The sequence below is a fragment of the Priestia sp. 40 genome, from assembly GCF_049368575.1.
GTDB lineage: Bacteria > Bacillota > Bacilli > Bacillales > Bacillaceae_H > Priestia > Priestia zanthoxyli.
Genome location: NZ_JBMPZA010000015.1, coordinates 270,264 through 293,477, shown reverse-complemented (window position 1 = coordinate 293,477; position 23,214 = coordinate 270,264). Strand labels below are relative to the sequence as shown.

Here is a 23,214-nt window from a genome sequence, read left to right as displayed (position 1 = left end):
TACCTTTAGAATGCCCTGACCTCTTTAAATTATTCGGTGATTTCGTTCAAAAAGAAGACTGCAATCGTCCCTGGGCCAGAGTGAGAACCTATGGCTGCACCAATAATATTAATAATAAAATGTTTGGTTCCAAAACGTTCTTGAATCATCTCTTTCAGCTGAAGAGCTGTTTCTAAATCATCTCCATGGCTAATTCCAATGGTTTGAGAAGAGAGATTTTTTCCTCGCTCTTCCATCACGTCAAGCATGCGTTTAAATACTTTTTTACGACCGCGGATTTTTTCGATTGGAATCAATTTTCCATCTTCCACATGAAGCAGCGGCTTAATATTAAGCAGACCTCCTACAAAAGCAGAAGCTTTGCTCACGCGGCCTCCTTGAGCAAGAAAATCTAGGTCATCTACCGTAAAAATATGCTCCATATGCAGAGCGTATTGCTTTATTTTTTCTGTCATCTCTACTAGTGAGAGGTTTTGTTGTAATAATTGTGCTGCATAATAAGTAACTACTCCCTGGCCAAGAGATGCACATTTCGTATCGATTATTTCTAATTGGAAATCAGGATATTTTTCTAGGAGCTCTTCTCGAATCATCATTGCTGTTTGATATGTACCGGATAATTCTGAAGAAAATGCTAAATAAATGCACGAATCACCTGATTTAGCTATGTTCTCAAAGACTTCATACATAGTAGTTGGAGCCGCTTGAGATGTTTTTGGCATCTTGCCTTTACGAATGGCTTCGTAGACAGAGGCTGGTTCAATCGTTTGTAGATCTAAATATTCTTGGTTATCCAAGCTTACGCGAAGCGGTAAAAAGCCAATGTTATTTTCTTTAAAAAAAGATAAAGGCAAATCGCTTGCACTATCGGTTAAAAGTTTAATTGACATAAATGTCACCTTCCTAATTGCATTTATAAAATATTAAATGAGTTTGATGTATAAACATTGAGAAACGTTATATACGACATAGTATTAGTGTATAAGCACTTTGAGGAAAATACAATTTTTGAATAAGTTTTTTTAATTCTGCCAAATCGTACATACTATATGTACTAACTATTTTAAAGATGCTGACTTTATTCATTTTATAAATGGGTATAAGAAAGTAAGAAGTTTTAAAAAAGCGGAGGTCGGTCATTTGAATATGTGGCTTGAAGCAAAAAAAGCGATAGTCGTCTTGGTAGGAGCATTATTGAATGCGCTTGCGCTCAACTTGTTTTTGATACCTGCTAATGTATATTCGAGCGGCTTTACGGGAGTAGCGCAGCTTGTTTCGAGTATCGTGACAGATTACACCCCTTTTACTATTTCCACTGGAGTGCTGCTGCTGTTGTTAAATATCCCTGTAACTATTTTAGGGTGGAAAAAAGTTGGGAAGTCATTTACTGTTTACAGCTTTATCAGCGTTGCTGCAACAACTTTGTTTCTTGGAATTATTCCTATTCAAGCACTTTCTAAAGACATCATCCTTAACGCAGTTTTTGGAGGCGTTATTTTAGCGGTAGGGGTAGGAATTACGTTAAAATTTGGAGCTTCAACTGGTGGGCTCGATATTATTGCCCTAATTTTGTCTCGAGTAAAAGACCGACCAATTGGCACTTATATGTTCATATTAAATGCAATTATTATCGTGCTAGCAGGTCTTTTATATGGTGCTGAGAAGTCACTCTATACGCTTGTGACGCTTTATACGACCACTCGCGTCATTGATGTTATTCATACGCGTCATGTCAAACTCACAGCAATGATCGTAACGAAAAAAGGAGTGGAGCTAAGAAAGGCGATTCACGCCAAACTCGTGCGAGGCATTACGGCGGTACCGGCTAAAGGCGGCTTTACAAACGAAGATAAAGAAATGCTAATGATTGTCTTGACTAGATATGAATTATTTGACTTGGAACGAGTAATTAAAGAGGTAGATCCTAAGGCATTTACCAATATTGTTCAGACAACGGGAATCTTTGGTTTGTTTCGCAAAGATTAAAAAGGTCCAGGTATTAATTACCTGGACCCTTTGTATTAATGTGTACCTTTTAAGTCATTAGAAAGTTCTTGAAGCTGAGCTTGTTCTTCAGGAGAAGCATTTTGCTGCGCATGAGACAGCATATCAGCTGCAATGTTTTCATCAGAAGCTGCAGACGTATGAGCCTGAGACGTTTGATGATTTTGACCAGAAGCTCCCAAAGTATTCTGAAGCTGCTGAAGCTGAGCTTGTTCTTCAGGAGAAGCGCTTTGCTGTGCATGAGACAGCATGTCAGCTGCCACGTTTTCACTAGATGTGTGAGCTTCACCGTGAGCGTGAGACTGACCGCCTTCTAAAGTGCTTTGAAGCTGTTCAAGCTGGCTCTTTTCTTCAGGAGAAGCATTTTGCTGTGCATGAGATAGTATATCAGCTGCAACGCTCTCGCTGGACGTGTGAGCTTCACCGTGAGCGTGAGACTGACCGCCTTCTAAAGTGCTTTGAAGCTGTTCAAGCTGTGCCTTCTCTTCGGAAGAAGCATTCTGAACGATATGAGACAGCGTATCCGACGTAATATCTGCGCTTTTCTCTCGCGAATGTGATTCTCCATCTGTATGATACGCTTGATGCAATGAATTTTGGAATTGCTTTAACTGCTCTTGTTCTTGTGGAGAAGCGTTAGAAGCAATGCTATTTAATACGCTTTCTGAAATATCAAGTTCACCGTTGCCATTCTTTTGACGGTGAAGCTGATCTTCTGAATGGCCGGATACTGCATTTCGAATCGCATCTTTTACTTGACCAAAAAGTGAATTTTTCATAAGTTACTGTCCTCCATGAGGAGTTTGGCGCTGCTGAGCTTGAAATGCTTCTGCCTCCGCCATAGTCATATGATAAGGAATTCGTTCATCATGTTTTTGAACTGCGTCTGCACCTTGTTTCACAAAACGTTTTGATCGATTGCCTCTGCCCATCATAAATTCCTCCTCGTAATATAAATAAAACCGACACCTTAAGAAGTGTCGGTTATAGTGTGTGCTAAATAAAAAAAATGATAGCGATAAAAATTTACCTTGCTTTTCAAAAAAAGCTAAGTTATAAATTTAACGTTTTTTCCAAATAATAAGCAATACCATCATTTTCATTAGATTTTGTTACTTCACGCGCTAGCTGTTTTAATTCGTTAATACCATTTTCCATGGCAATTCCATGTCCTGCAAATTTAATCATTTCAAAATCATTGTCTTCATCTCCAAACGCAATAATTCGTTCGCGTGGAATTTGATAATGATTAGCTACGCGCTCAAGACCTACCGCTTTATTCAGTCCTTTTTTTACAATCTCAACAACATGCCAAGGTGCTCCCCAGCGTCTATGTTCTAGTACTTCTGCATGAACATCTGAAAGATGAGAGCGTATATCTTGTACATGTTCTTCATCTGCGTGAATTAAAATAGACGTTGGATCGTGCTGCAGCGTATGACGCAGATCACCCGTTTGTAATTTAGGATCCCCCATGCTAAGGACATCCATTAACTTTCGATCTTCAAAATGAAGGTATACATCATCTTGCACTTCTGCCATGATGTTGTTGATGCGATAGTCTTGCATAGCGGTTACAATCTCATGAACAGTACTTCGGTTTAAAGGTTCGTGATGCGTGCCAAAATTAGGCTGTAGGGGATGATGGACCAGCGCTCCATTAAAGTTTACGATAGGGGTGGATAAATCTAATTCGCTGTAGTACATAGCACTGGAACGATAAGGTCTGCCAGTGGCAATCATTACAATATGTCCTTCTTGTTTGGCTTTTTCTAATACTCGTTTTGTTTTAGAGGAAATAGTTTTTTCATTCGTTAATAATGTTCCATCTAGATCTAATGCGATTAAGTGTTGGTCGTTTCTCATATAGGCTCCTTTTAAATTGAAGTAGTTATACGATTATATTGAATTCTACCAGTATTCATGCTTGTATTCCCATATTTTACACAACTTTTTCCTATGAGAAAAGCAGAACGATTGACATGTAAAAATTGTCTTGTTACGGTGTAAGTCATAGTTATTGATTGCTTACGATAAATTGTTTCAGGGTATATTTAATACGTGAAGATAATTACGGAAGTAAAAGAAAGGAGAATGAATGTGGATAAACAGTTAGAAGATAAAATTATGGAATCACTAGAAGAAGTGATTGATCCGGAGCTTGGCGTTGATATCGTAAATTTAGGCTTAGTGTACGGTGTAGAAATGGAAGAGAACAACACAGTCATCGTGACGATGACGTTAACTTCTATTGGCTGCCCGCTAGCTGGTGTGATTGGCGAACAAGTAAAAAAACAATTAATTTCGCTTGAAGAAGTAGAAAATGTAGAAGTGAATATCACATTTAATCCGCCATGGGATAAAGATCGCATGACGCGCTACGCTAAAATTGCATTAGGTGTTCAATAAGAAAAAAAGCCATCAATGATGGCTTTTTTTCTTATTCAATTCTGCACAATTCCACAGGGCAGTCTTCACAGTCTATTTCTTTCTTTAAAAAAGAGAGCTTATGAATGATAATTTTTCCATCTGTCATTGAAATTACTTCATTTTTTCGCAACTCAGCGAGCATGCGATTGACCACTTCTCGGGATGTCCCGCATAGATTAGCGATCTCTTGATTTGTCAACGTTACGTTTAATAAAATACCATTTGGCTTCATTACCCCAAAACTATTGGACATGCGAATCAGAGTAGAATAGAGAGCTCCTTTTTTTCCATTTAGAATTAAGTCTCTAAACTTCGTCTGCATTCGCTTAATTTGGAGTCCCATCCACTTCATGTACTCCATAGAAAGAGCAGGGTATTGTGCTAGTTCGTTTTCTAACACCCGTTTTTGAATGCTGATCGCTGTACAAGGTTCAATGGCTTTTGCTTGAAGCATATGGGGAGTAGATCCGCAAAACAGCATAACTTCCCCGATTAAGTCTCCTGAGCTTGCCAGCTGAAGCGTCAGTTCGCGTCCTTCCGGCGTCACTTTACCTACTTGTACAGCTCCAGAAGTAATAAAAAATAAATGAGTTGAAGGTGAACCTTCTTGAAAGAGAAAGTCACCTTTTTTAAACGAAATTTTATGATCAAAGTCCATAAAAAATTGCTGCAGCTCATTTGAAAAAGAATCCGTTGTGATGTTCATCATGTTATCACCTTTTAATTAAAATTTTTGCGACTGTTACTTATTAATCTATTAAGTTAGAACAGTCTGTATATGCTGTACGTCCACTAGCCGTATGAAAAAATGTCATACGGATGATTTTTATCGATATTCTTATTATACACAAAAACAACCAGTGTTTTCCAAAACTATCTGTGAACAATTTCTAAACAAAAATAGAAAGATAGTTATAAAAATAAAAACTTATGAATAAATAAAAATGTTTAAAAATATAGAATAAAGTGTTGTATTTTTTAAATATTCATTTGATTTTATTTTTATACGGTATTATAATGATAAATAATTCAAATAGATACGTGGAAAAAGGAGTTTTAAAATGAAAGAATACAAGGTAGGAATTGTTGGAGCAACAGGGTATGGAGGAGTAGAACTGATTCGTTTGTTAGCGAATCATCCACATTTTCATGTTTATGCAGTTTATTCATCTTCTCAGGATGGGATGGAACTAGCAGAAGTTTATCCTCACCTTTCTAATACTGTATATACGCTGCAAGATATAAACCCTAAGAATATGGCTGAAGAATTAGATTTAGTGTTTACAGCAACTCCGTCCGGTGTTTCTAGCAAACTTGTACCTCAATTAATAGAAGAAGGAATAAAAGTGGTAGATCTATCTGGAGATTTTAGATTAAAAACAGAAGCGCTTTATGAAAAATGGTACAAAAAGCCTGCTGCAGCCGAAGCGTTTTTACAACAGTCTGTGTATGGATTATCAGAATGGTTTGCAGACGAAGTCGAAAGCAGTACGTTTGTTGCGAACCCGGGTTGTTATCCAACAGCTACACTGCTTGGGCTAGCTCCTCTCGTTAGTAAACAAATGGTAAAATCAAACTCTATTATCATTGATGCAAAGTCCGGAATCTCAGGAGCAGGACGCGGTCTTTCGCAAATGGCTCATTATGCTGAAATCAATGAAAATATGAAAATATACAAAGTTAATCAACATCAACATATCCCAGAAATCGAATCTATTTTAGAAAAGTGGGATGAGGAAATTGGCCATGTTACGTTCAGTACGCACTTAGTTCCAATGACTCGAGGGATTATGAGTACGATATACGCTGAACTTTCTGAAGAGAGCTCAGTACAAGAGCTTCATCAGCTATATGTAGATACATATCAAAACTCCCCGTTCGTACGCGTTCGAAAAGCTGGTGAATTTCCGTCTACTAAAGAAGTAAGTGCATCAAATTATTGCGATATTGGTATTGCATTTGACGAACGAACAAAGCGTGTCACGATTGTTTCTGTCATTGATAACTTAGTTAAAGGGGCAGCCGGTCAGGCCATTCAAAATGCCAATATTATGATGGGATTTGAACAGCAAACGGGTATTGGACTACTGCCTGTCTTCCCATAAAAGCAAAGCATCACTAATCACGATAAAAGCAGGAGGGAACGTATAGTGATTACGGTTAAACAAACGAAAGAAAAGATAAAGAAAATAGAGAACGGTACAATTGTAACGCCGCTAGGTTTTTCAGCAGATGGCGTTCACGCTGGTTTACGTTATGCTAAAAAAGATTTAGGAGTTATTGTAAGCGATGTGCCAGCTAATTGCGCAGCTGTTTACACGCTTAATGCCTTCCAAGCAGCGCCTTTAGCTGTTACAAAAGAAAGTGTAGCAGTGGAGCAGAAGCTGCAAGCAATCGTTGTGAACAGCGCATGTGCAAATGCATGTACTGGAGAACAAGGATTAAAAGATGCATACCAAATGCGAAATACATGTGCCCAAAAGCTTAATATCCTACCTCATCATGTAGCGGTAGCTTCTACAGGGGTAATTGGAGAGCTTCTAGATATGGAAAAAATCGTGAAGGGCATTGGGTTATTAAGTCCTTCATCGAACAAAGAAAAAGCAGAAGAATTTCAAACGGCTATTTTAACAACAGATACCGTAATGAAGTCAGCTTGCTATGAAACAAAAATTGATGGCAAAGTAGTTACCATTGGCGGCACAGCGAAAGGATCAGGAATGATTCACCCAAATATGGCTACGATGCTTAGCTTTATCACAACGGATGCTAAGGTTGAAGCTTCAGTGTTACAAGATGCGCTAGGTTCTATTACAAATAAAAGCTTTAATCAAATTACAGTGGATGGTGACACATCAACGAATGATATGGTTGTTGTTTTAGCAAATGGAAACGCTGATCACCAGTCGCTTACACCAGATCATCCTGAATGGAATTCGTTTTATGAAGCACTGCGTTTGACGTGTGAAGATTTAGCCAAACAAATTGCACGCGACGGTGAAGGAGCAACAAAACTAATTGAAGTAAACGTATCTGGGGCTCATACAAACGAAGAAGCAAATGTGATTGCTAAACAAATTGTGGGCTCGAACCTAGTGAAAACGGCCATGTATGGAGCCGATGCTAATTGGGGACGAATTATTTGTTCAGTCGGGTACAGCGGAGTAGCACTTAATCCAGAAACAGTGAATGTTTCGTTAGGTGATATCCAGATGTTAGAAAACAGTCAGCCTGTTTCATTTAGTGAAGAAGAAGCAAAGGCTTATCTAGAAAATGATATGGTTGAAGTCTATGTTGACTTGCAGCAGGGAAATGGAATTGGCAAGGCGTGGGGCTGCGATTTGACTTACGATTATGTCAAAATCAACGCCAGTTATCGAACGTAAGGAGAGAGTGAAATGAGCAGTGAAAAAATCGTCGTTGTAAAATGCGGAGGCAGCATTGTCAATCAGTTAACAAGCGCTTTTTTTGAAAGTATTCAGCAGTTAAAAGCGAGTGGATATCAGATCATCGTTGTGCACGGAGGCGGGCCTGATATTCAAGATACGCTTACCAAACTTCACATTGAAACGGAATTTGTAGATGGGCTTCGAAAAACGTCCAAAGAAGCATTAGAAGTTGTGACGATGGTATTAGCAGGCAAGGTTAATAAGCAGCTTGTAAAAGATCTACAACAAGCGAATTTAAAAGCGGTAGGACTATCAGGAATTGATGGATTATTGCTTAAAGCAGAGGCTATTGATGTAGAACGTCTAGGTTACGTTGGAGAAGTAAAAGGCGTAAACGATACATTATTAAAACAACTAACTGACAGTCAGTATATTCCAGTTATTTCTTCCATTGGAGCAGATGAAGAAGGCAATAGCTATAATATTAACGCTGACGTGGCAGCCGGAGCCGTTGCACAAGCAGTAAATGCTGAAAAGCTGATGTTTGTAACGGATGTAAAAGGAGTGCTAAAGGATGGAACATTGCTTCCTGAACTTACACAGTCAGAGATTGATGCACTTATTGAAGAAAAAGTAATTTACGGCGGAATGATTCCAAAAGTAACATCAGCGGTAAATGCGTTATCTCCTTTACTTGAAGAAGTTCATATTATTAGCGGAACTGATGGATTTTTAGATAAGGAAGGAAAGCTGATTGGTACAGCAATTAAATATAGTGGAAAAGGTGGAGAAGATAGCGATGAGTTCATTGTTTCCAACATATCAACGGTTTGATATCCATGTAGAAGAGGCGCAAGGAACAAAATTAATAGATAACAAAGGAAATGAGTATTTAGATTTTATTTCAGGTATCGCTGTTTGTAACGTAGGTCATCGTCATCCTGATGTTCAAAAAGCGGTCGAAGAGCAGTTAAATAAAGTGTGGCACGTGTCAAATTTATTTCATCAATCGATTCAAGAAGACGTAGCAGGTAAGCTTGTGGAACACTCAAACGGTGATGCAGTATTTTTCTGTAACAGCGGTGCAGAAGCCAACGAAGCGGCGATTAAATTAGCCCGCAAGTACACGCAAAAACATAAAATCATTACGTTTACAAAATCATTTCATGGACGTACATTTGCTACAATGACAGCTACAGGGCAGGCAAAAATTCATGATGGGTTTGGTCCTCTTGTTAATGAGTTTGTTTACGTGCCATACAATGATGAAGAAGCATTAAAACAAGAGATGAATGATAGCGTGGCAGCAATTATGGTTGAAGTCATTCAAGGAGAAGGCGGAGTGGTTCCAGGAACCGAAGCATTTTTATTAACCATTCAAGAGCTTTGCCAAAAGCATGAAGCGCTGTTTATAGTCGATGAAGTGCAAACTGGAATTGGCAGAACTGGAAAACCATTTGCTTATCAGCATTTTAACGTTTCACCAGATATTATTACAGCAGCTAAAGGATTAGGAAGCGGAATGCCGGTTGGTGCGATGATTGGAAAAGGATATCTCAAAGAAGCATTTGGACCTGGTACTCACGGAACAACCTTTGGAGGAAACCCAATTGCACTAGCTTCAGCTAAAGCAACTTTAAACATTATTTTTAATGAAGCATTTTTAGCAGAGGTTGCAGAAAAAAGCCTTTATTTTACTAACGCTTTGAAAAAGAGCGTAGCAGATTATTCATTTGTTACCGATGTTCGTGGAAAAGGTTTTATGATTGGAATTGAATGCGGGGAACATCAGTCGGCATTGCTTGCAGAAATGCGTGAAAAAGGTTTGTTAGCACTGGGAGCAGGACCGCATGTGGTACGATTGCTGCCGCCTTTAACTGTAACAAAAGAAGAGTTGGACCAAGCGATTCATATCATTGAAGAAGCGTTTAGCCAAACAAAAATTACTTCATAATACAAATTTTTTTGAATATGTTTGTATAAAAATTCTGTTTTATAAATAATTATTCGAAGAGGGATGCACAATGAACGGATATTTACACTTAGCAAACGGCGATTCGTTCGCCGGACACATTGAACATACAGCAACGCACCAGGCAGAAGGAGAAATTGTTTTCTTTACTGGAATGACTGGTTATCAAGAAGTTGTGACTGATCCATCTTACAAAGATCAAATTATCGTTTTTACGTACCCTTTAATTGGGAACTATGGTATCAATGAAAAAGACTATGAAAGCAAAAAGCCTCACGTAGCAGGCGTTGTCGTATACGAATGTTCAGATGAAGGGTTCCATTACGAAGCAATGTACAGCTTCAAACAATATTTAAAGAAATGGAACATTCCGCTTATTACACATGTGGATACGAGAGCGGTCGTAAAACGAATTCGAAAAGAAGGTACGATGCAATCTGCCTTTTCGACATCTGCTGAACCGCCAGCATTTACTGCTGAATGCGATGGATATGTAGTAAAAGAAGTATCAACAAAAGAACCTGTTACTTATGGGAACGGTGAAAAACACGTTGTATTAATGGACTTTGGCTATAAAAAATCAATTTTACAAGAGCTGTTAAATCGAGAGTGCAAAGTAACAGTTGTTCCTTATTCTACAAGTTCTTCAAAAGTAAAAGAGCTGCAGCCGGATGGCATTGTCTTATCAAACGGACCTGGAGATCCAACTCAAGTGAGCAGTCAGCTGGATGAATTAAAAGAAATTATTTCATCGTACCCAACCTTGGGAATTTGTTTTGGGCATCAGTTAATTGGGCTCGCTTTTGGAGCACAAACCAAAAAGCTGGCGTTCGGTCACCGAGGAGCTAATCAGCCTGTAATTGATTTAACGACTAACAAAGTGTGTATGACTTCTCAAAATCATAGCTATGTAGTAGACGAACAGACGATTATGTCTACGCCATTAAACGTTCGATTTAAAAATGTAAATGACGGATCGGTTGAAGGTTTAATGCATAAAGACCTTCCTGTTATATCGGTGCAATATCATCCAGAAGCACACCCTGGACCAAGTGACAGCACGTATATCTTTGATGAATTTATGACGAAAGTACAGCAAGTAGGGAGCGGAAAAGTATATGCCTAAAGACCAAACGTTAAAAAAGATTTTAGTAATCGGATCAGGACCAATCGTAATCGGGCAAGCAGCAGAATTTGATTATTCAGGAACTCAGGCATGCTTGTCATTAAAAGAAGAAGGTTATGAAGTTATCTTAATCAATAATAATCCAGCTACAATTATGACGGACACTCACGTAGCAGATCGAATCTATTTTGAACCATTAACAGTAGACTGCGTAGAGAAAATTATTGCAAAAGAAAAGCCGGATGGTTTGCTAGCCACATTAGGCGGACAGACGGGTTTAAACTTAGCCCTTGAGCTTCATGAACAAAACATTTTGCCAAAATACGATGTGAAACTTTTAGGAACACCGATTGAATCAATCAAAAAAGGTGAAAGCCGTGAAGAGTTCCGTGCATTAATGAATGAACTGAATGAACCGGTGCCGGAAAGTGAAGTTGTCACAAAAGTAGAAGAAGCATTGGCTTTTGCCGAGAAAATTGGTTTTCCTGTTATTGTACGTCCTGCTTATACGTTAGGCGGAACGGGTGGAGGAATTGCTCATTCTATGGAAGAGCTTGAAAAACTTTCAGCGTCAGGCTTACGTGAAAGTGCTATTACTCAATGCTTGATTGAAAAAAGTATCGCTGGATTCAAAGAAGTTGAGTACGAGGTTATGCGTGACGTGAACAATACGTGCATTACAATTTGTAACATGGAAAATATTGATCCCGTAGGCGTTCATACTGGAGATTCGGTAGTCGTTGCTCCTTCTCAAACACTAACAGACGTGGAATATCAAATGCTTCGCTCTGCTTCAGTTAAAATTATTTCATCGCTTGGCATTATTGGGGGATGCAACATTCAGTTTGCACTTGATCCAAAAAGTAAGCAGTATTATCTAATTGAAGTAAATCCGCGTGTGAGCCGTTCGTCTGCTCTTGCATCAAAAGCAACGGGCTATCCGATTGCTAAAATTGCTGCAAAGCTATCGGTAGGCTACACGCTTCATGAGTTATTAAATCCTGTAACAGGAGACACATATGCAAGCTTCGAACCTGCTCTTGACTATGTAGTAGTGAAATTTCCAAGATGGCCGTTTGACAAGTTTTTCTACGCTGAGAGAACGCTTGGCACGCAAATGAAAGCAACTGGAGAAGTAATGGCTATTGACCGTAACTTTACACGCAGCTTCCAAAAAGCATTGTCTTCTTTAGAAATTGACTTACAGGGATTAGAAGTAGAAGAACTGCAAGAACTTTCAACGGATGAATTAAAAAGCAAGCTTGGCGAACAAAGTGATGAGCGTATTTTTGTTATCCTTGAGCTTTTACGCCGCGGCACAACGCCTGAGTATATCCATGAAGTAACGCAAATTGATTATTTCTATTTAACACATTTTACACAGCTGATTAAGATGGAAGCCTCTTTAAAGGAAGTGCGTTTTGATTCGATTACAGCTGAACACTTCAAACAAGTGAAGGAGCATGGTTTTACAGATGCGTATCTAGCAAACGTATGGAACGTGCCAGAGCTTGACGTAAGAGCGAAACGTAAAGCACTACATATTACGCCAAGCTACAAAATGGTGGATACATGTGCAGCAGAGTTCGAATCTTCTACGGCTTATTTCTACTCTAGTTATTATGGGGAGAGCGAAATTGAACCATCAACGAATAAAAAAGTTGCGATTATCGGTTCTGGACCAATTCGTATCGGCCAAGGAGTAGAATTCGACTACAGCTCTGTACACGGTGTGTTAGCTCTTGAAAAAGAAGGATACGAAACAATTTTAATTAACAACAACCCAGAAACGGTAAGTACGGATTTTGAAGTAGCAGACCGCTTATATTTTGAACCTGTAACAGTAGAAGATGTGCTAAACGTTCTTGATGCTGAAAACGTGACGGATGTAATTGTTCAATACGGAGGTCAAACGGCTATTTCGCTTGTTAAAGGTCTAGAAGAAGCTGGCGTTAATTTATTAGGGATTACAAATGATGTCATTGATGCACTTGAAGATCGTGACCTGTTCTATAAGCTTTTGGATGACTGCGATATTCCGCACATCCCAGGTGAAATGGCGAAAGATGAGCAAGAACTTGTACAAAAAGCAAAAAATATGGGCTTCCCATTACTTATTCGTCCTTCTTACGTGATTGGCGGAAAAGGAATGCTGACAATTCAAAACGAAACGGAGCTGCAGGCTTGTTTACCGGCTATTAAAGCGTCTCATTTCCCAATGCTTATTGATGCTTACTTCCCCGGAAAAGAAGCAGAAATTGATGTTGTAGCAGACGGAAAAGATGTGTTGATTCCGACAATCGTTGAACATATTGAAAAAGCGGGCGTTCATTCAGGAGACAGCTATGCGCTTTTACCAGCAAAAACAGTAGAAGCATCACATAAAGAAAAAATGGTGAGCTACGCTCAAAAAATTGTAAATAAACTTCAATATAAAGGGATTATGAATATCCAATATGTTATTTACAACGATGAAGTCTACATGCTGGAAGTTAATCCGCGTGCCAGCCGTACAGTGCCTGTAGTAAGCAAAGTGTGCAACACGCCGCTTGTTTCGCTATCAACTCAAATATTGCTTGGGAAATCATTGTCGGAAATTAGTGAAAAGCTAGGTTTATTGCCAGATCCGGCTTACACAACTATTAAGTTTCCGGTATTTTCGACAAGTAAATTATCAGGAGTTGATCCACTTGTTGGACCGGAAATGAAGTCAACTGGTGAAGGAATTGCGATTTCTTCAACGATTGAAGAAGCGGCCAAAAAAGTGTTCCATCAGTATGTGTTAAGCAAAAAAGGTGCTACGGAAGTATATATCAACGGAGAAGCACAGGGTCTTGAAGAACTTGTGCAAAGCGCCGGCTTAACCCTTGTTAAAGATAAAGAAGTTAGCGAATGGGTGAAGACAAAGGAAGCTTTATTATACGTAAGCTTGCAGCCTGAAGATAAAGAAAGCCGCATGGCAGCATTAAAACACGGTTTGAAGGTCATGACGGAGGCTGAAACGGCTTCGCTATTTTTCCAATCGTTCCAAGTGGATGAATATCACGTTTCATCACTACAAGAATGGTTTCAAAAAACTAAAAAGGAAGTGACAGTATCATGAGTACATTATCGGTAAATACCAATTTAAAAGGAAAAGATTTGCTTACGCTTAAAGATTTATCATCAGACGATATTATGTCACTTTTGGAAAGCGCCATTGAGCTGAAAGAAAAGCATAAAAATGGTGAAATCGTAACATCGTTAAAAGGAAAAACGCTGGGGCTCATTTTTGAAAAATCTTCAACAAGAACAAGAGTCTCATTTGAAGCGGGAATGATGCAGCTTGGAGGGAACGCTCTCTTTCTAAGCAGCCAGGATTTACAGATTGGACGCGGAGAAACGATTGCTGATACAGCTCGCGTACTATCTGAATTTATCGATGCTATCATGATTCGTACGTTTGAACATGCTAAGATTGAAGAGCTTGCAGACTACGCATCCATTCCCGTCATTAATGGTTTGACAGATGATTATCATCCTTGTCAGGCGCTAGCTGATTTATTAACGATTTACGAGCACAAGAAATCATTTGAAGGTCTAAAAGTAGCTTATGTTGGAGACGGAAATAATGTAGCGCATTCGTTAATGATTGCATGTGCAAAAATGGGTATAGATATTTCAATTGGCTGCCCTGATGGATATGAGCCAAAAGACTTTGTAACAGGATATGTTAATGAAGTAGCTGCTAAAACGGGTGCAAAAGTTACGATTACAAAAGATCCTGTAGAGGCTGTAAAAAATGCCGATGCTATTTATGCAGACGTATGGACAAGTATGGGACAGGAAGAAGAAGCACAGCAGCGCTTGAAAATATTTGCTCCTTATCAAGTGAACGAAGAACTAGCTGCCTATGCTAAGTCAGATTATTTATTTCTACACTGTTTGCCTGCCCATCGTGAAGAAGAAGTGACAGCAAGCATTATTGACGGACCAAATTCTGTTGTCTTTCAGCAGGCTGGAAATCGTATGCATGTACAAAAAGCCTTGCTTCAAGCCATTTTAGGCTAAGAAAGAAACCTTTCTGAGAATATCAGAAAGGTTTTTTTGTTTAAAGGGAATTAATTGAGGGAACACCAATTGTATACTAAACAGAACGAAAGGTGATTTATGATGAAAGTATTAGTTGTTGGAGCAAACGGAACAACGGGAAAACAAGTGGTAGAAAAAGTTGCAAACAGCAATCAGCACGAAGCTTATGCGATGATTCGCGACGAAAAGCAAGCAGACGCGTTAAAGAAGCTAGGTGCCAACGTTGTGCTTGCTGACTTGGAGCAAGATGTTTCAGATGCTTTAAGAGGTATGGACGCTGTCATATTTGCAGCAGGTTCTGGAGGGCATACCGGAGACGAAAAAACAATCGCTGTAGATCAAAACGGTGCTAAAAATATCATTGATGAAGCAAAAAATCAAGGTGTAAAGCGCTTTGTTATGTTAAGTTCAATGGGAACAGACGCACCTGAACAAGGACCAGAAGGCTTACAGCTTTACTTGCGTGCGAAAGCGATAGCGGATGAATACCTAAAGCAGTCTAATCTACAGTATACAATTGTAAGACCAGGAACTTTGTCGAATGATCAAGCTACTGGGAAAATTGATATCAATAATGATATTGAAGATAAATCTCAGACGATTCCCCGAGCAGATGTAGCAACTGTGCTTGTAGAATGTCTAAACGAAGAAGCTACAATAGGAAAAACGTTTGAAATGCTAGCTGGAGAAACTGAAATCGAACAAGCTATCAAATTTACTCATTGATACAAAAGGGCGGATCTAAAGGTCTGCTCTTTTTCTCTTCCTAATATGAAAACATCTCCATTATGAAACAGAAATCTTAAGGGAATAGTATAGGAGAACATTTCATTTCAGGAATGAGGAGGCAGGACAATGGGACAAAATCGTCATTTCACACCGGGTCAAAAAGCTCCTAATAACGGAGTGTATATTGAAATTGGTGAAACAGGAAGCAACGTAAATAATCCTCAAAAGGTTAAATTAAAAGCAGGAGAGCGTTTTCCAGAGACGGCCAACGATGATCGCCACTGGACGTACATGCGTAAGCCTTAAATAGTAAAAAATAAAGAAGCCATTCTAAATTGAATGGCTTTACTTGTTTTCCTATTGCTGGGTATAATGAAATAAAGGTCAATAAAGGTCAAATGTATCGAAGGAGGATGTTCAATGGATATAAATAAAATGACCCAAAAATTGCAAGAAGGCGTGATGGAAGCGCAGTCCGAAGCTATTAAACGAAATCAGCAGGAAGTGGATATTGCTCATTTGCTTTATACGCTCATTCATCAACAAGATGGTATTGCTCCTCGCATATTAGATCATTTACATATAGATCATCAATCTTTTCAGCAGCAGGTAAATCAATTGCTTGCGAAAAAACCAGCCGTTACAGGAAGTGGTGCTGAAGCAGGGAAGGTTTATATTACAAATAAACTTCAGCAGCTGTTTGTGAAAGCTCAAGAAGAAGCATCTCGTCTGCAAGATGATTATGTTTCAGTTGAACACATCTTTTTAGCGTTAGCACAGGAACCATCTTCTAATGAATATGGCAAGTTATTTTCAAGTCACGGTATAACAAAAAAAGCTCTGCAAGATGTTCTTACCAGCCTTCGAGGAAATCAGCGAATTACAAGTCAAAACCCGGAAGTCACATATGAAGCCTTAGCGAAATATGGAAGAGACTTAGTGGCAGAAGTACGAGCAGGGAACATTGATCCAGTCATTGGACGAGACGGAGAAATTCGCCGCGTTATCCGCATTTTATCGCGAAAAACAAAAAACAATCCAGTTTTGATCGGAGAACCTGGCGTGGGTAAAACAGCAATTGTTGAAGGTCTAGCACAGCGTATTGTTCGCCGAGATGTGCCTGAAGGATTAAAAGATAAAACCATCTTTTCATTAGATATGGGAGCTTTAGTAGCAGGAGCGAAATTCAGGGGAGAATTTGAAGAGCGTTTAAAAGCTGTTCTTCAAGAAGTTAAGAAAAGCAACGGCCAAATTCTTTTATTCATTGACGAGCTTCATACAATCGTTGGAGCAGGTCGTACGGATGGAGCGATGGATGCAGGGAATATTTTAAAACCAATGCTTGCTAGAGGAGAACTTCACTGTATAGGAGCTACAACTCTTGATGAGTACCGTCAGTATATTGAAAAAGATCCAGCGCTTGAAAGACGCTTTCAACAGGTGCTTGTCGATGAGCCTTCCGTAGAAGATACAATCTCTATTTTACGCGGTTTAAAAGAACGATTTGAAATTCATCACGGTGTAAACATTCATGACCGAGCGATTGTTTCAGCAGCGGTTATGTCTGATCGTTATATCTCAGATCGCTTTTTACCTGATAAAGCAATTGATTTAATTGATGAAGCATGCGCAACCATTCGAACAGAAATTGATTCGATGCCATCAGAATTAGATGAAGTAACACGACGTGTCATGCAGCTTGAAATTGAAGAAGCGGCATTAAGTAAAGAAACAGATCAAGCAAGCATCACAAGGTTAGAGGCAATTCGAAAAGAAGTCTCTGATTTAAAAGAACGTGCAGATACAATGAAGCTGCAGTGGGAAAAAGAAAAGCAGTCGATTCAAACGGTGCAAGATGTCCGGGAGCAGCTTGAGAAAGCGAAGCGAGACCTAGAAGAAGCTGAAGGGAAATATGATTTAAATAAAGCAGCTGAACTTCGCCACGGACGCATTCCAGCTCTTGAAAAAGAACTAAAACAGCTGGAAGAAACAGCTGCTCAAAAAGCACAGGAAAATCGTTTGTTAAGAGAAGAAGTAACAGAAGAAGAAATTGCTGAAATTGTAGGAAGATGGACGGGAATTCCGGTATCAAAACTAGTTGAAGGGGAAAGAGAAAAGCTGTTGAAGCTTGAGTCAATTTTACAGCAGCGTGTGATTGGACAAGACGAAGCCGTATCCTTAGTGACGGATGCCGTAATTCGCGCACGGGCAGGTATTAAAGACCCGAACCGTCCGATTGGATCATTTATTTTCCTAGGACCTACCGGAGTAGGAAAAACGGAGCTAGCCAAAACGTTGGCCCATTCTTTATTTGACAGTGAAGAACAAATGGTTCGTATTGATATGTCTGAGTATATGGAAAAGCATGCGGTCTCTAGGCTTATAGGAGCGCCTCCTGGCTATGTAGGATACGAAGAAGGCGGCCAGCTAACGGAAGCGGTGAGACGCAAGCCTTATTCAGTCGTTTTGTTGGATGAAATTGAAAAAGCTCATCCCGAAGTATTTAATGTGCTCCTTCAAATACTAGATGATGGAAGAGCAACAGATTCAAAAGGAAAAGTCATTGATTTTAAAAATACAGTCATTATTATGACGTCGAATATCGGTTCTCAATTTTTATTAGACGGTTTAACAAGTGAAGGCGAGATTACTGAAAAAGCGAGAGAGCAAGTAATGGCTCAATTAAGACAGCATTTTCGTCCAGAATTCTTAAATCGAGTAGACGACACGATTTTATTCAAACCGCTAACTGTTCATGAAGTAAAAGGGATTATCGATAAGCTATTGCTTCAGCTTGAAAAGCGCTTATCCGATCGTCATATTTCGTTAACGTTAACAGAAGAAGCAAAAAATTATATTGCAGCCTCGGGGTTTGATCCGGTATACGGAGCTCGCCCTTTAAAAAGGTTTATTCAAAAATATATTGAAACAAAAATTGCCAGAGAGTTAATTGCAGGGCAAATTGAAGATTATAGTCAAGTGACAGTGGATGTAAAAGATGATGAGTTTGTTGTCAGCGTATAAGTTTTCTAAAAAGGCCATTCATGATAAATTGAATGGTCTTTTTTTGCTATTAAAAGCAGTTCTCCTTTTAAAATAAATAAAAAGAAATGAAAGAAAATACGTGAGAGCTAAGCGTAAAAACTTATTCAGTTTTAGGTTGTAGAATATATCTAATTCATTTATGATAATACAAAATGGGCAAAGGAGCATGAATGAGCACATGAAGGACCGTATAGAGCTTATATATGACGAAGCATATGATTTTATAGATCAGGCATTAACTAAAATAAGAGCGCTGGATAAAAATGATCTTCAAGCTGAAAATGAAGAAGTGCAGGAAAAGGCAGAACGGACAGAGTTTGCACTTCAAGCTGCACGAGATATTTTAGAAAATATGATTATCCCGGGTAAAAAATTGACTTTTATTTACGAAAAAGGTTCTGTGGTAGTAGAAATTCCCGATAAAAAATAAAAACGACTTCCTTTTATGGAAGTCGTTTTTATTTTGGCAATGCAAAGTGCTCATCAATGGATGCATCACTTTTTCGATACTGCCCCGGTGTCATATTGGTTGTTTTGCGAAATACTTTTGTTAAATAATTGGCATTTGCATAGCCGACGTTTTCAGCAATTTCCTCGATTGAATACTTGGTTTGATGCAATAGCTCGGCCGCTTTTTGAATGCGAAGCTTCGTTAAATATTGAATAGGCGTAATCCCAGTTGTTTGTTTGAATAACCGGCTAAAATGATAGCGAGATAAATGAGCTGCATCTGCCATTTCATCCGGACCGATTTCTTCATGATAATGGTTACGGGCAAATAAAATAGAGCTAATGATACTTTCAGGCCAATCTTCTGTAAAACTGTCCATGCTTTTAATATATTGGTACAGCTCCATTACAAAGCGGTAAGATAAGCTTGAGGCATGAAATGGATCTGCTATATGTTTTTCACTTGCCCGCTTATATATTTGAGCAAGCAGCTGAACAGGTGCTGATTCAGGATGAAACCTAATTACAGGGGAGTGGGTTGACTGAATATAATCCCAGCATTTTTGTACTTCATCTCCGTATAATGTAAGAAAAATAAACTCCCAGTTTTCACTTTCCTTTGGTAAGTAATAGCGGTAATTTCCAGGTATATTGACGATGAATGCTTTCCCAGCATCCACTTTATATTCTTGTCCATCTATTTCAATCATCCCGTACCCAGAAACCGTGTATTGAAAAATATATTTCCCTACGTCTTTTCGCTGATTTCCGCTCCAGTTATAAAGGGGAGAGAAAACTTCATCCCACCCAACCGACCATAGCTGCGCAACTTCATTTGTGCGGGATTCTAAAAACCTGTATGCGTACGTTGAATATTCTTGAGCTTGGAAATGTGAGAGCAAATTTTCACCTTCTTTTTGAAATAAAGTCGTACTTAATTCTTACTTTAACGTAATCGCTTTCATTTTTCTATAATTTTTTGAAAATATCGTGATTATTTTTAGGGAATGTCTCTAAATCTATTATTTTCTTATAATTTGCAAGTCAAGGCTCACATAAAGATAACACCTTTTTTGGGTAAGAGTAGTTCATCGTCAATTCAAAAGAATCATTTTTAAAGTGATAAGCAAAAAAGTACCGATTATCGATAGTAATTTTACCATTGAGGCAAGGAAAATTGGACTTTACAATGTACATATGAATCCGTTTCCAAAAAACTACTTAAAATAGGTGATAATAAATGCTGGGAAAATTAATCGAAGAGTTCAAACAAATATTTCATTCGTCAGAAGCTATTCGCTGCTTTTTTGCGCCAGGACGTGTCAATTTAATTGGAGAACATACTGATTATAATGGAGGGCATGTTTTTCCTTGTTCATTGAGTATAGGAACGTATGCGGTAGTACAAAAACGTCATGATCTAAAAATACGTATGTACTCTAAAAACTTCTCTGAAGCAGGCGTTATTGAATCCTCTTTAGAGCAATTAACGTACAAAACCGAGGATGATTGGGCTAATTATCCAAAAGGAGTAATGGACACCTTTAAAAAGCACGGATATGATCTTCCTTTTGGTTTTGATATCTTGTTCTTCGGCAACATTCCTAACGGAGCAGGGCTTTCATCGTCGGCATCAATTGAGTTAGTCACATGCGTACTTTTAAATAAAATTCTTGAATTGAATATTGATATGATGGATCTTGTGAAAATGGCGCAGCAAGCTGAAAATGAATTTATCGGCGTAAGCTGCGGGATTATGGATCAGTTTGCCATTGGAATGGGAAAGGAAAATCAAGCCGTATTGTTAAACTGTCAAACTCTTGAATACCAGTATAGCCCCCTGCAATTAACAGATGCTGTGCTCGTTATTTCTAATACAAACAAACGAAGAGGGCTGGCAGATTCTAAATACAATGAACGCCGCATGGAGTGTGAAAGAGCGCTGTCAGATTTGCAAACTTCACTTTCCATTGATTCGCTTGGTGATTTAACGAAAGAGCAATTTGAAAAGCACAAATCTTTAATACAAAACGAAGTAGATTGTAAGCGCGCTAAACATGCGGTATATGAAAATGAACGCACAAAAGAAGCGGTTGCTAAATTGCAAAACGGTGATTTAAAAGGGTTTGGCCAATTGATGAATGAGTCGCACTGTTCGCTGCGAGATGATTATGAAGTAAGTGGAAAAGAACTAGATGCTCTTGTAGAAGCAGCTTGGCTGCAAGATGGTGTGATTGGATCACGCATGACGGGTGCAGGCTTTGGCGGCTGTACAATCAGCATTGTACAAAAAGCACAGGTTGATAGGTTTATTGAACAAGTAAGGAATACCTATTATGAGAAAACGAGTTTAGAAGCTGAGTTTTATGTGGTTACGGTTGGAGAAGGAGCGCGTGAACTCACATTAGAAGCAGTATAAGAGAAAACAGATAGAGAAAGGAACGAGTGTATGTCAGTCAACATTCATGAAGAAATCACCCGACTTATTCAATATGGTTTACAAAAGAATCTATTAACAAAATGGGATATAGATGTGGTGAGAAATAAACTGCTGGAAGTGTTAGAGCTCGATGAATGTATCATGGTAGAAGTCAAAGAAGAGAATCTGGAACACCCAGCTGCTATTTTAGACAACATGCTTGATTGGGCTGCCAAAAATAATCGAATCGCCGAGAATTCTATCACGTATAGAGATTTATTCGATACCAAAATAATGGGATGCTTTACAAGCATGCCTTCAGAGGTTAATCGGACATTTTATGATCACTATCAGCAAAGCCCCCAAAAAGCCACAAGCTATTATTACAAGCTGTCAAAAGACATTCACTATATTCGCAGAGATCGAATTGCTAAAAACGAAAGATGGGTAACAAACACTGACTTTGGAGAACTTGAAATTACCATCAACTTATCAAAGCCGGAAAAAGATCCAAAAGCAATTGCAGCAAGCAAATCACTGAAGGAAAGCAACTATCCGCTATGCCTTCTCTGTAAAGAAAATGCTGGTTATGCAGGTCGAATCAATCACCCAGCTCGCCAAAATCACCGGATTATTCCTGTGGAATTGCAGGAAGAGCTGTGGTACATGCAGTTTTCACCTTATGTTTATTATAATGAGCATGCTATTGTTTTTGCGAGTGAGCATACACCTATGCATATTTCAAAGCAAACGTTTAAGCGGCTGCTTGCCTTCGTTGAACAATTCCCACATTATTTTTTAGGGTCAAATGCAGATTTACCCATCGTGGGAGGATCTATTTTAACGCATGATCACTTTCAAGGAGGCTATCATGAGTTTCCTATGGCTAAAGCAAGAATAAATAAATTGTTCTCTCTTGAAGCGCATCCAGACGTGAAAGCTGGAATTGTTCATTGGCCAATGTCAGTCGTTCGTCTTCAAAGTTCGCACCATGCATCATTAGTGGAAGCAGCGGATTTTATTTTGAAGAAATGGAAATCATATAGTGATCAAAGCGCCGGTATTTTAGCTTTTACAGATCAAACTCCTCACAACACGGTCACGCCTATTGCTAGGAAAAGAGGAGATTTGTACGAATTAGATTTAGTACTGCGAAACAATCGAACAAACAGCAAGCACCCAGATGGTATTTACCATCCGCATGCAGAAGTTCATCATATAAAAAAAGAAAACATAGGTTTAATCGAGGTAATGGGACTTGCGGTTTTACCCGGTCGTTTGAAAGATGAAATGAGTCTAGTGGCCAAAGGGTTAGTTCAGAATAACCTGAGCGAAGTAGCCAGCAGACATGATCAAGTGAAAAAACACGTGAAGTGGGCCGAAAAAATCAAGAAAAAGTATCCGCATATTGAAGCGGAAAATGTCCAAAGCATTCTTCAACAAGAGCTCGGTTTGGTCTTTGCGACTATTTTAGAACATGCAGGTGTGTTTAAACAAACTGCTGAAGGGCAGCTTGCGTTCAGTCGTTTTATGAATTCATTAAATGAAGAGTAAATCATTAATAAAAACAGGCAGCTCA

At 38.8% G+C, this 23,214-nt stretch carries 21 protein-coding genes; 15 read left to right on the top strand and 6 right to left on the bottom strand.

Annotation, left to right across the window (positions count from 1 at the left end):
• Positions 1-29 precede the first annotated feature (29 nt).
• A complete protein-coding gene (locus ACO1DI_RS16345; protein WP_182421379.1) occupies positions 30-890 on the bottom strand; it encodes a DegV family protein in 861 nt (286 codons plus the stop codon).
• 256 nt (positions 891-1,146) lie between these two features.
• Between ACO1DI_RS16345 and ACO1DI_RS16340 the strand changes: the two genes are divergently transcribed.
• The gene (locus tag ACO1DI_RS16340) at positions 1,147-1,986 is read left to right on the top strand and encodes a YitT family protein (protein WP_042992588.1); all 840 of its coding nucleotides are present in this window, start codon (positions 1,147-1,149) and stop codon (positions 1,984-1,986) included.
• A 35-nt stretch (positions 1,987-2,021) separates the two neighbouring features.
• Here ACO1DI_RS16340 and ACO1DI_RS16335 read toward each other — a convergent pair whose 3' ends face one another.
• The 3 genes from ACO1DI_RS16335 to ACO1DI_RS16325 form a co-directional block, all read right to left on the bottom strand.
• Entirely contained in the window at positions 2,022-2,783 is a 762-nt protein-coding gene (locus ACO1DI_RS16335; protein ID WP_115653053.1) for a DUF3813 family protein, read from the bottom strand.
• A gap of 3 nt (positions 2,784-2,786) precedes the next feature.
• Complete coding sequence (locus ACO1DI_RS16330; RefSeq protein WP_013081728.1) at positions 2,787-2,936, bottom strand: hypothetical protein; 150 nt, start codon at positions 2,934-2,936, stop codon at positions 2,787-2,789.
• Positions 2,937-3,057: 121 nt separating this feature from the next.
• Complete coding sequence (locus tag ACO1DI_RS16325; RefSeq protein ID WP_014461612.1) at positions 3,058-3,870, bottom strand: Cof-type HAD-IIB family hydrolase; 813 nt, start codon at positions 3,868-3,870, stop codon at positions 3,058-3,060.
• Positions 3,871-4,104: 234 nt separating this feature from the next.
• On the opposite strand from ACO1DI_RS16325, the gene ACO1DI_RS16320 reads away from it, so the two are divergent.
• On the top strand, positions 4,105-4,413 hold the full coding sequence (locus tag ACO1DI_RS16320; protein WP_013055384.1) for a metal-sulfur cluster assembly factor: 309 nt from the start codon (positions 4,105-4,107) through the stop codon (positions 4,411-4,413).
• A gap of 31 nt (positions 4,414-4,444) precedes the next feature.
• Here ACO1DI_RS16320 and ACO1DI_RS16315 read toward each other — a convergent pair whose 3' ends face one another.
• Positions 4,445-5,143 (bottom strand): Crp/Fnr family transcriptional regulator, encoded by a 699-nt coding sequence (locus ACO1DI_RS16315; protein WP_014461611.1) that lies wholly within the window; start codon positions 5,141-5,143, stop codon positions 4,445-4,447.
• 352 nt (positions 5,144-5,495) lie between these two features.
• On the opposite strand from ACO1DI_RS16315, the gene argC reads away from it, so the two are divergent.
• The 11 genes from argC to ACO1DI_RS16260 all read left to right on the top strand — a co-directional run bounded on the left by argC (position 5,496) and on the right by ACO1DI_RS16260 (position 19,196).
• Entirely contained in the window at positions 5,496-6,539 is a 1,044-nt protein-coding gene (argC, locus tag ACO1DI_RS16310; protein ID WP_014461610.1) for an N-acetyl-gamma-glutamyl-phosphate reductase, read from the top strand.
• Between the two features lie 48 nt (positions 6,540-6,587).
• Entirely contained in the window at positions 6,588-7,820 is a 1,233-nt protein-coding gene (gene argJ / locus ACO1DI_RS16305; protein WP_371906089.1) for a bifunctional ornithine acetyltransferase/N-acetylglutamate synthase, read from the top strand.
• A 12-nt stretch (positions 7,821-7,832) separates the two neighbouring features.
• Positions 7,833-8,657 (top strand): acetylglutamate kinase, encoded by an 825-nt coding sequence (gene argB, locus ACO1DI_RS16300; protein ID WP_014461608.1) that lies wholly within the window; start codon positions 7,833-7,835, stop codon positions 8,655-8,657.
• Positions 8,623-9,777: an acetylornithine transaminase gene (locus ACO1DI_RS16295; protein WP_014461607.1), complete on the top strand. Its 1,155-nt coding sequence runs from the start codon at positions 8,623-8,625 to the stop codon at positions 9,775-9,777. The genes argB and ACO1DI_RS16295 overlap by 35 nt, the downstream gene beginning before the upstream one ends.
• A gap of 70 nt (positions 9,778-9,847) precedes the next feature.
• Positions 9,848-10,921, top strand: a complete 1,074-nt coding sequence (locus tag ACO1DI_RS16290) for a carbamoyl phosphate synthase small subunit (protein WP_014461606.1) — start codon at positions 9,848-9,850, stop codon at positions 10,919-10,921.
• Positions 10,914-14,024, top strand: coding sequence for a carbamoyl phosphate synthase large subunit (locus tag ACO1DI_RS16285; RefSeq protein ID WP_014461605.1), 3,111 nt, complete (start codon positions 10,914-10,916; stop codon positions 14,022-14,024). Before ACO1DI_RS16290 ends, ACO1DI_RS16285 begins: the two co-directional genes overlap by 8 nt.
• Positions 14,021-14,971: an ornithine carbamoyltransferase gene (gene argF / locus ACO1DI_RS16280; RefSeq protein ID WP_014461604.1), complete on the top strand. Its 951-nt coding sequence runs from the start codon at positions 14,021-14,023 to the stop codon at positions 14,969-14,971. Before ACO1DI_RS16285 ends, argF begins: the two co-directional genes overlap by 4 nt.
• Before the next feature lie 102 nt (positions 14,972-15,073).
• Positions 15,074-15,718: an SDR family oxidoreductase gene (locus tag ACO1DI_RS16275; RefSeq protein ID WP_014461603.1), complete on the top strand. Its 645-nt coding sequence runs from the start codon at positions 15,074-15,076 to the stop codon at positions 15,716-15,718.
• Positions 15,719-15,847: 129 nt separating this feature from the next.
• The gene (locus ACO1DI_RS16270) at positions 15,848-16,027 is read left to right on the top strand and encodes a YjzC family protein (RefSeq protein ID WP_013055394.1); all 180 of its coding nucleotides are present in this window, start codon (positions 15,848-15,850) and stop codon (positions 16,025-16,027) included.
• 114 nt (positions 16,028-16,141) lie between these two features.
• Positions 16,142-18,745 carry an ATP-dependent chaperone ClpB gene (clpB, locus tag ACO1DI_RS16265; protein ID WP_115653057.1) on the top strand — a complete coding sequence of 868 codons (2,604 nt, stop codon included), beginning with the start codon at positions 16,142-16,144 and terminating at the stop codon, positions 18,743-18,745.
• A gap of 199 nt (positions 18,746-18,944) precedes the next feature.
• Positions 18,945-19,196, top strand: coding sequence for a hypothetical protein (locus ACO1DI_RS16260; RefSeq protein WP_014461601.1), 252 nt, complete (start codon positions 18,945-18,947; stop codon positions 19,194-19,196).
• Between the two features lie 28 nt (positions 19,197-19,224).
• On the opposite strand, the gene ACO1DI_RS16255 is transcribed toward ACO1DI_RS16260, so the two are convergent.
• Positions 19,225-20,118: a helix-turn-helix domain-containing protein gene (locus ACO1DI_RS16255; protein ID WP_013081740.1), complete on the bottom strand. Its 894-nt coding sequence runs from the start codon at positions 20,116-20,118 to the stop codon at positions 19,225-19,227.
• Between the two features lie 338 nt (positions 20,119-20,456).
• Here ACO1DI_RS16255 and ACO1DI_RS16250 point away from each other — a divergent pair, with 338 nt between their 5' ends.
• On the top strand, positions 20,457-21,635 hold the full coding sequence (locus ACO1DI_RS16250) for a galactokinase (RefSeq protein ID WP_014461599.1): 1,179 nt from the start codon (positions 20,457-20,459) through the stop codon (positions 21,633-21,635).
• Positions 21,636-21,665: 30 nt separating this feature from the next.
• A complete protein-coding gene (gene galT / locus ACO1DI_RS16245) occupies positions 21,666-23,189 on the top strand; it encodes a UDP-glucose--hexose-1-phosphate uridylyltransferase (RefSeq protein WP_014461598.1) in 1,524 nt (507 codons plus the stop codon).
• Positions 23,190-23,214: the final 25 nt, after the last annotated feature.

Bases quoted from the DNA above. Each gene is read 5' to 3' on its own strand.
- ACO1DI_RS16345 (WP_182421379.1), bottom strand. From the start codon at position 890: ATGTCAATTAAACTTTTAACCGATAGTGCAAGCGATTTGCCTTTATCT.
- ACO1DI_RS16340 (WP_042992588.1), top strand. From the start codon at position 1,147: ATGTGGCTTGAAGCAAAAAAAGCGATAGTCGTCTTGGTAGGAGCATTA.
- ACO1DI_RS16335 (WP_115653053.1), bottom strand. From the start codon at position 2,783: ATGAAAAATTCACTTTTTGGTCAAGTAAAAGATGCGATTCGAAATGCA.
- ACO1DI_RS16330 (WP_013081728.1), bottom strand. From the start codon at position 2,936: ATGGGCAGAGGCAATCGATCAAAACGTTTTGTGAAACAAGGTGCAGAC.
- ACO1DI_RS16325 (WP_014461612.1), bottom strand. From the start codon at position 3,870: ATGAGAAACGACCAACACTTAATCGCATTAGATCTAGATGGAACATTA.
- ACO1DI_RS16315 (WP_014461611.1), bottom strand. From the start codon at position 5,143: ATGATGAACATCACAACGGATTCTTTTTCAAATGAGCTGCAGCAATTT.
- argC (WP_014461610.1), top strand. From the start codon at position 5,496: ATGAAAGAATACAAGGTAGGAATTGTTGGAGCAACAGGGTATGGAGGA.
- argB (WP_014461608.1), top strand. From the start codon at position 7,833: ATGAGCAGTGAAAAAATCGTCGTTGTAAAATGCGGAGGCAGCATTGTC.
- ACO1DI_RS16295 (WP_014461607.1), top strand. From the start codon at position 8,623: ATGAGTTCATTGTTTCCAACATATCAACGGTTTGATATCCATGTAGAA.
- ACO1DI_RS16290 (WP_014461606.1), top strand. From the start codon at position 9,848: ATGAACGGATATTTACACTTAGCAAACGGCGATTCGTTCGCCGGACAC.
- ACO1DI_RS16285 (WP_014461605.1), top strand. From the start codon at position 10,914: ATGCCTAAAGACCAAACGTTAAAAAAGATTTTAGTAATCGGATCAGGA.
- argF (WP_014461604.1), top strand. From the start codon at position 14,021: ATGAGTACATTATCGGTAAATACCAATTTAAAAGGAAAAGATTTGCTT.
- ACO1DI_RS16275 (WP_014461603.1), top strand. From the start codon at position 15,074: ATGAAAGTATTAGTTGTTGGAGCAAACGGAACAACGGGAAAACAAGTG.
- ACO1DI_RS16270 (WP_013055394.1), top strand. From the start codon at position 15,848: ATGGGACAAAATCGTCATTTCACACCGGGTCAAAAAGCTCCTAATAAC.
- clpB (WP_115653057.1), top strand. From the start codon at position 16,142: ATGGATATAAATAAAATGACCCAAAAATTGCAAGAAGGCGTGATGGAA.
- ACO1DI_RS16260 (WP_014461601.1), top strand. From the start codon at position 18,945: ATGAAGGACCGTATAGAGCTTATATATGACGAAGCATATGATTTTATA.
- ACO1DI_RS16250 (WP_014461599.1), top strand. From the start codon at position 20,457: ATGCTGGGAAAATTAATCGAAGAGTTCAAACAAATATTTCATTCGTCA.
- galT (WP_014461598.1), top strand. From the start codon at position 21,666: ATGTCAGTCAACATTCATGAAGAAATCACCCGACTTATTCAATATGGT.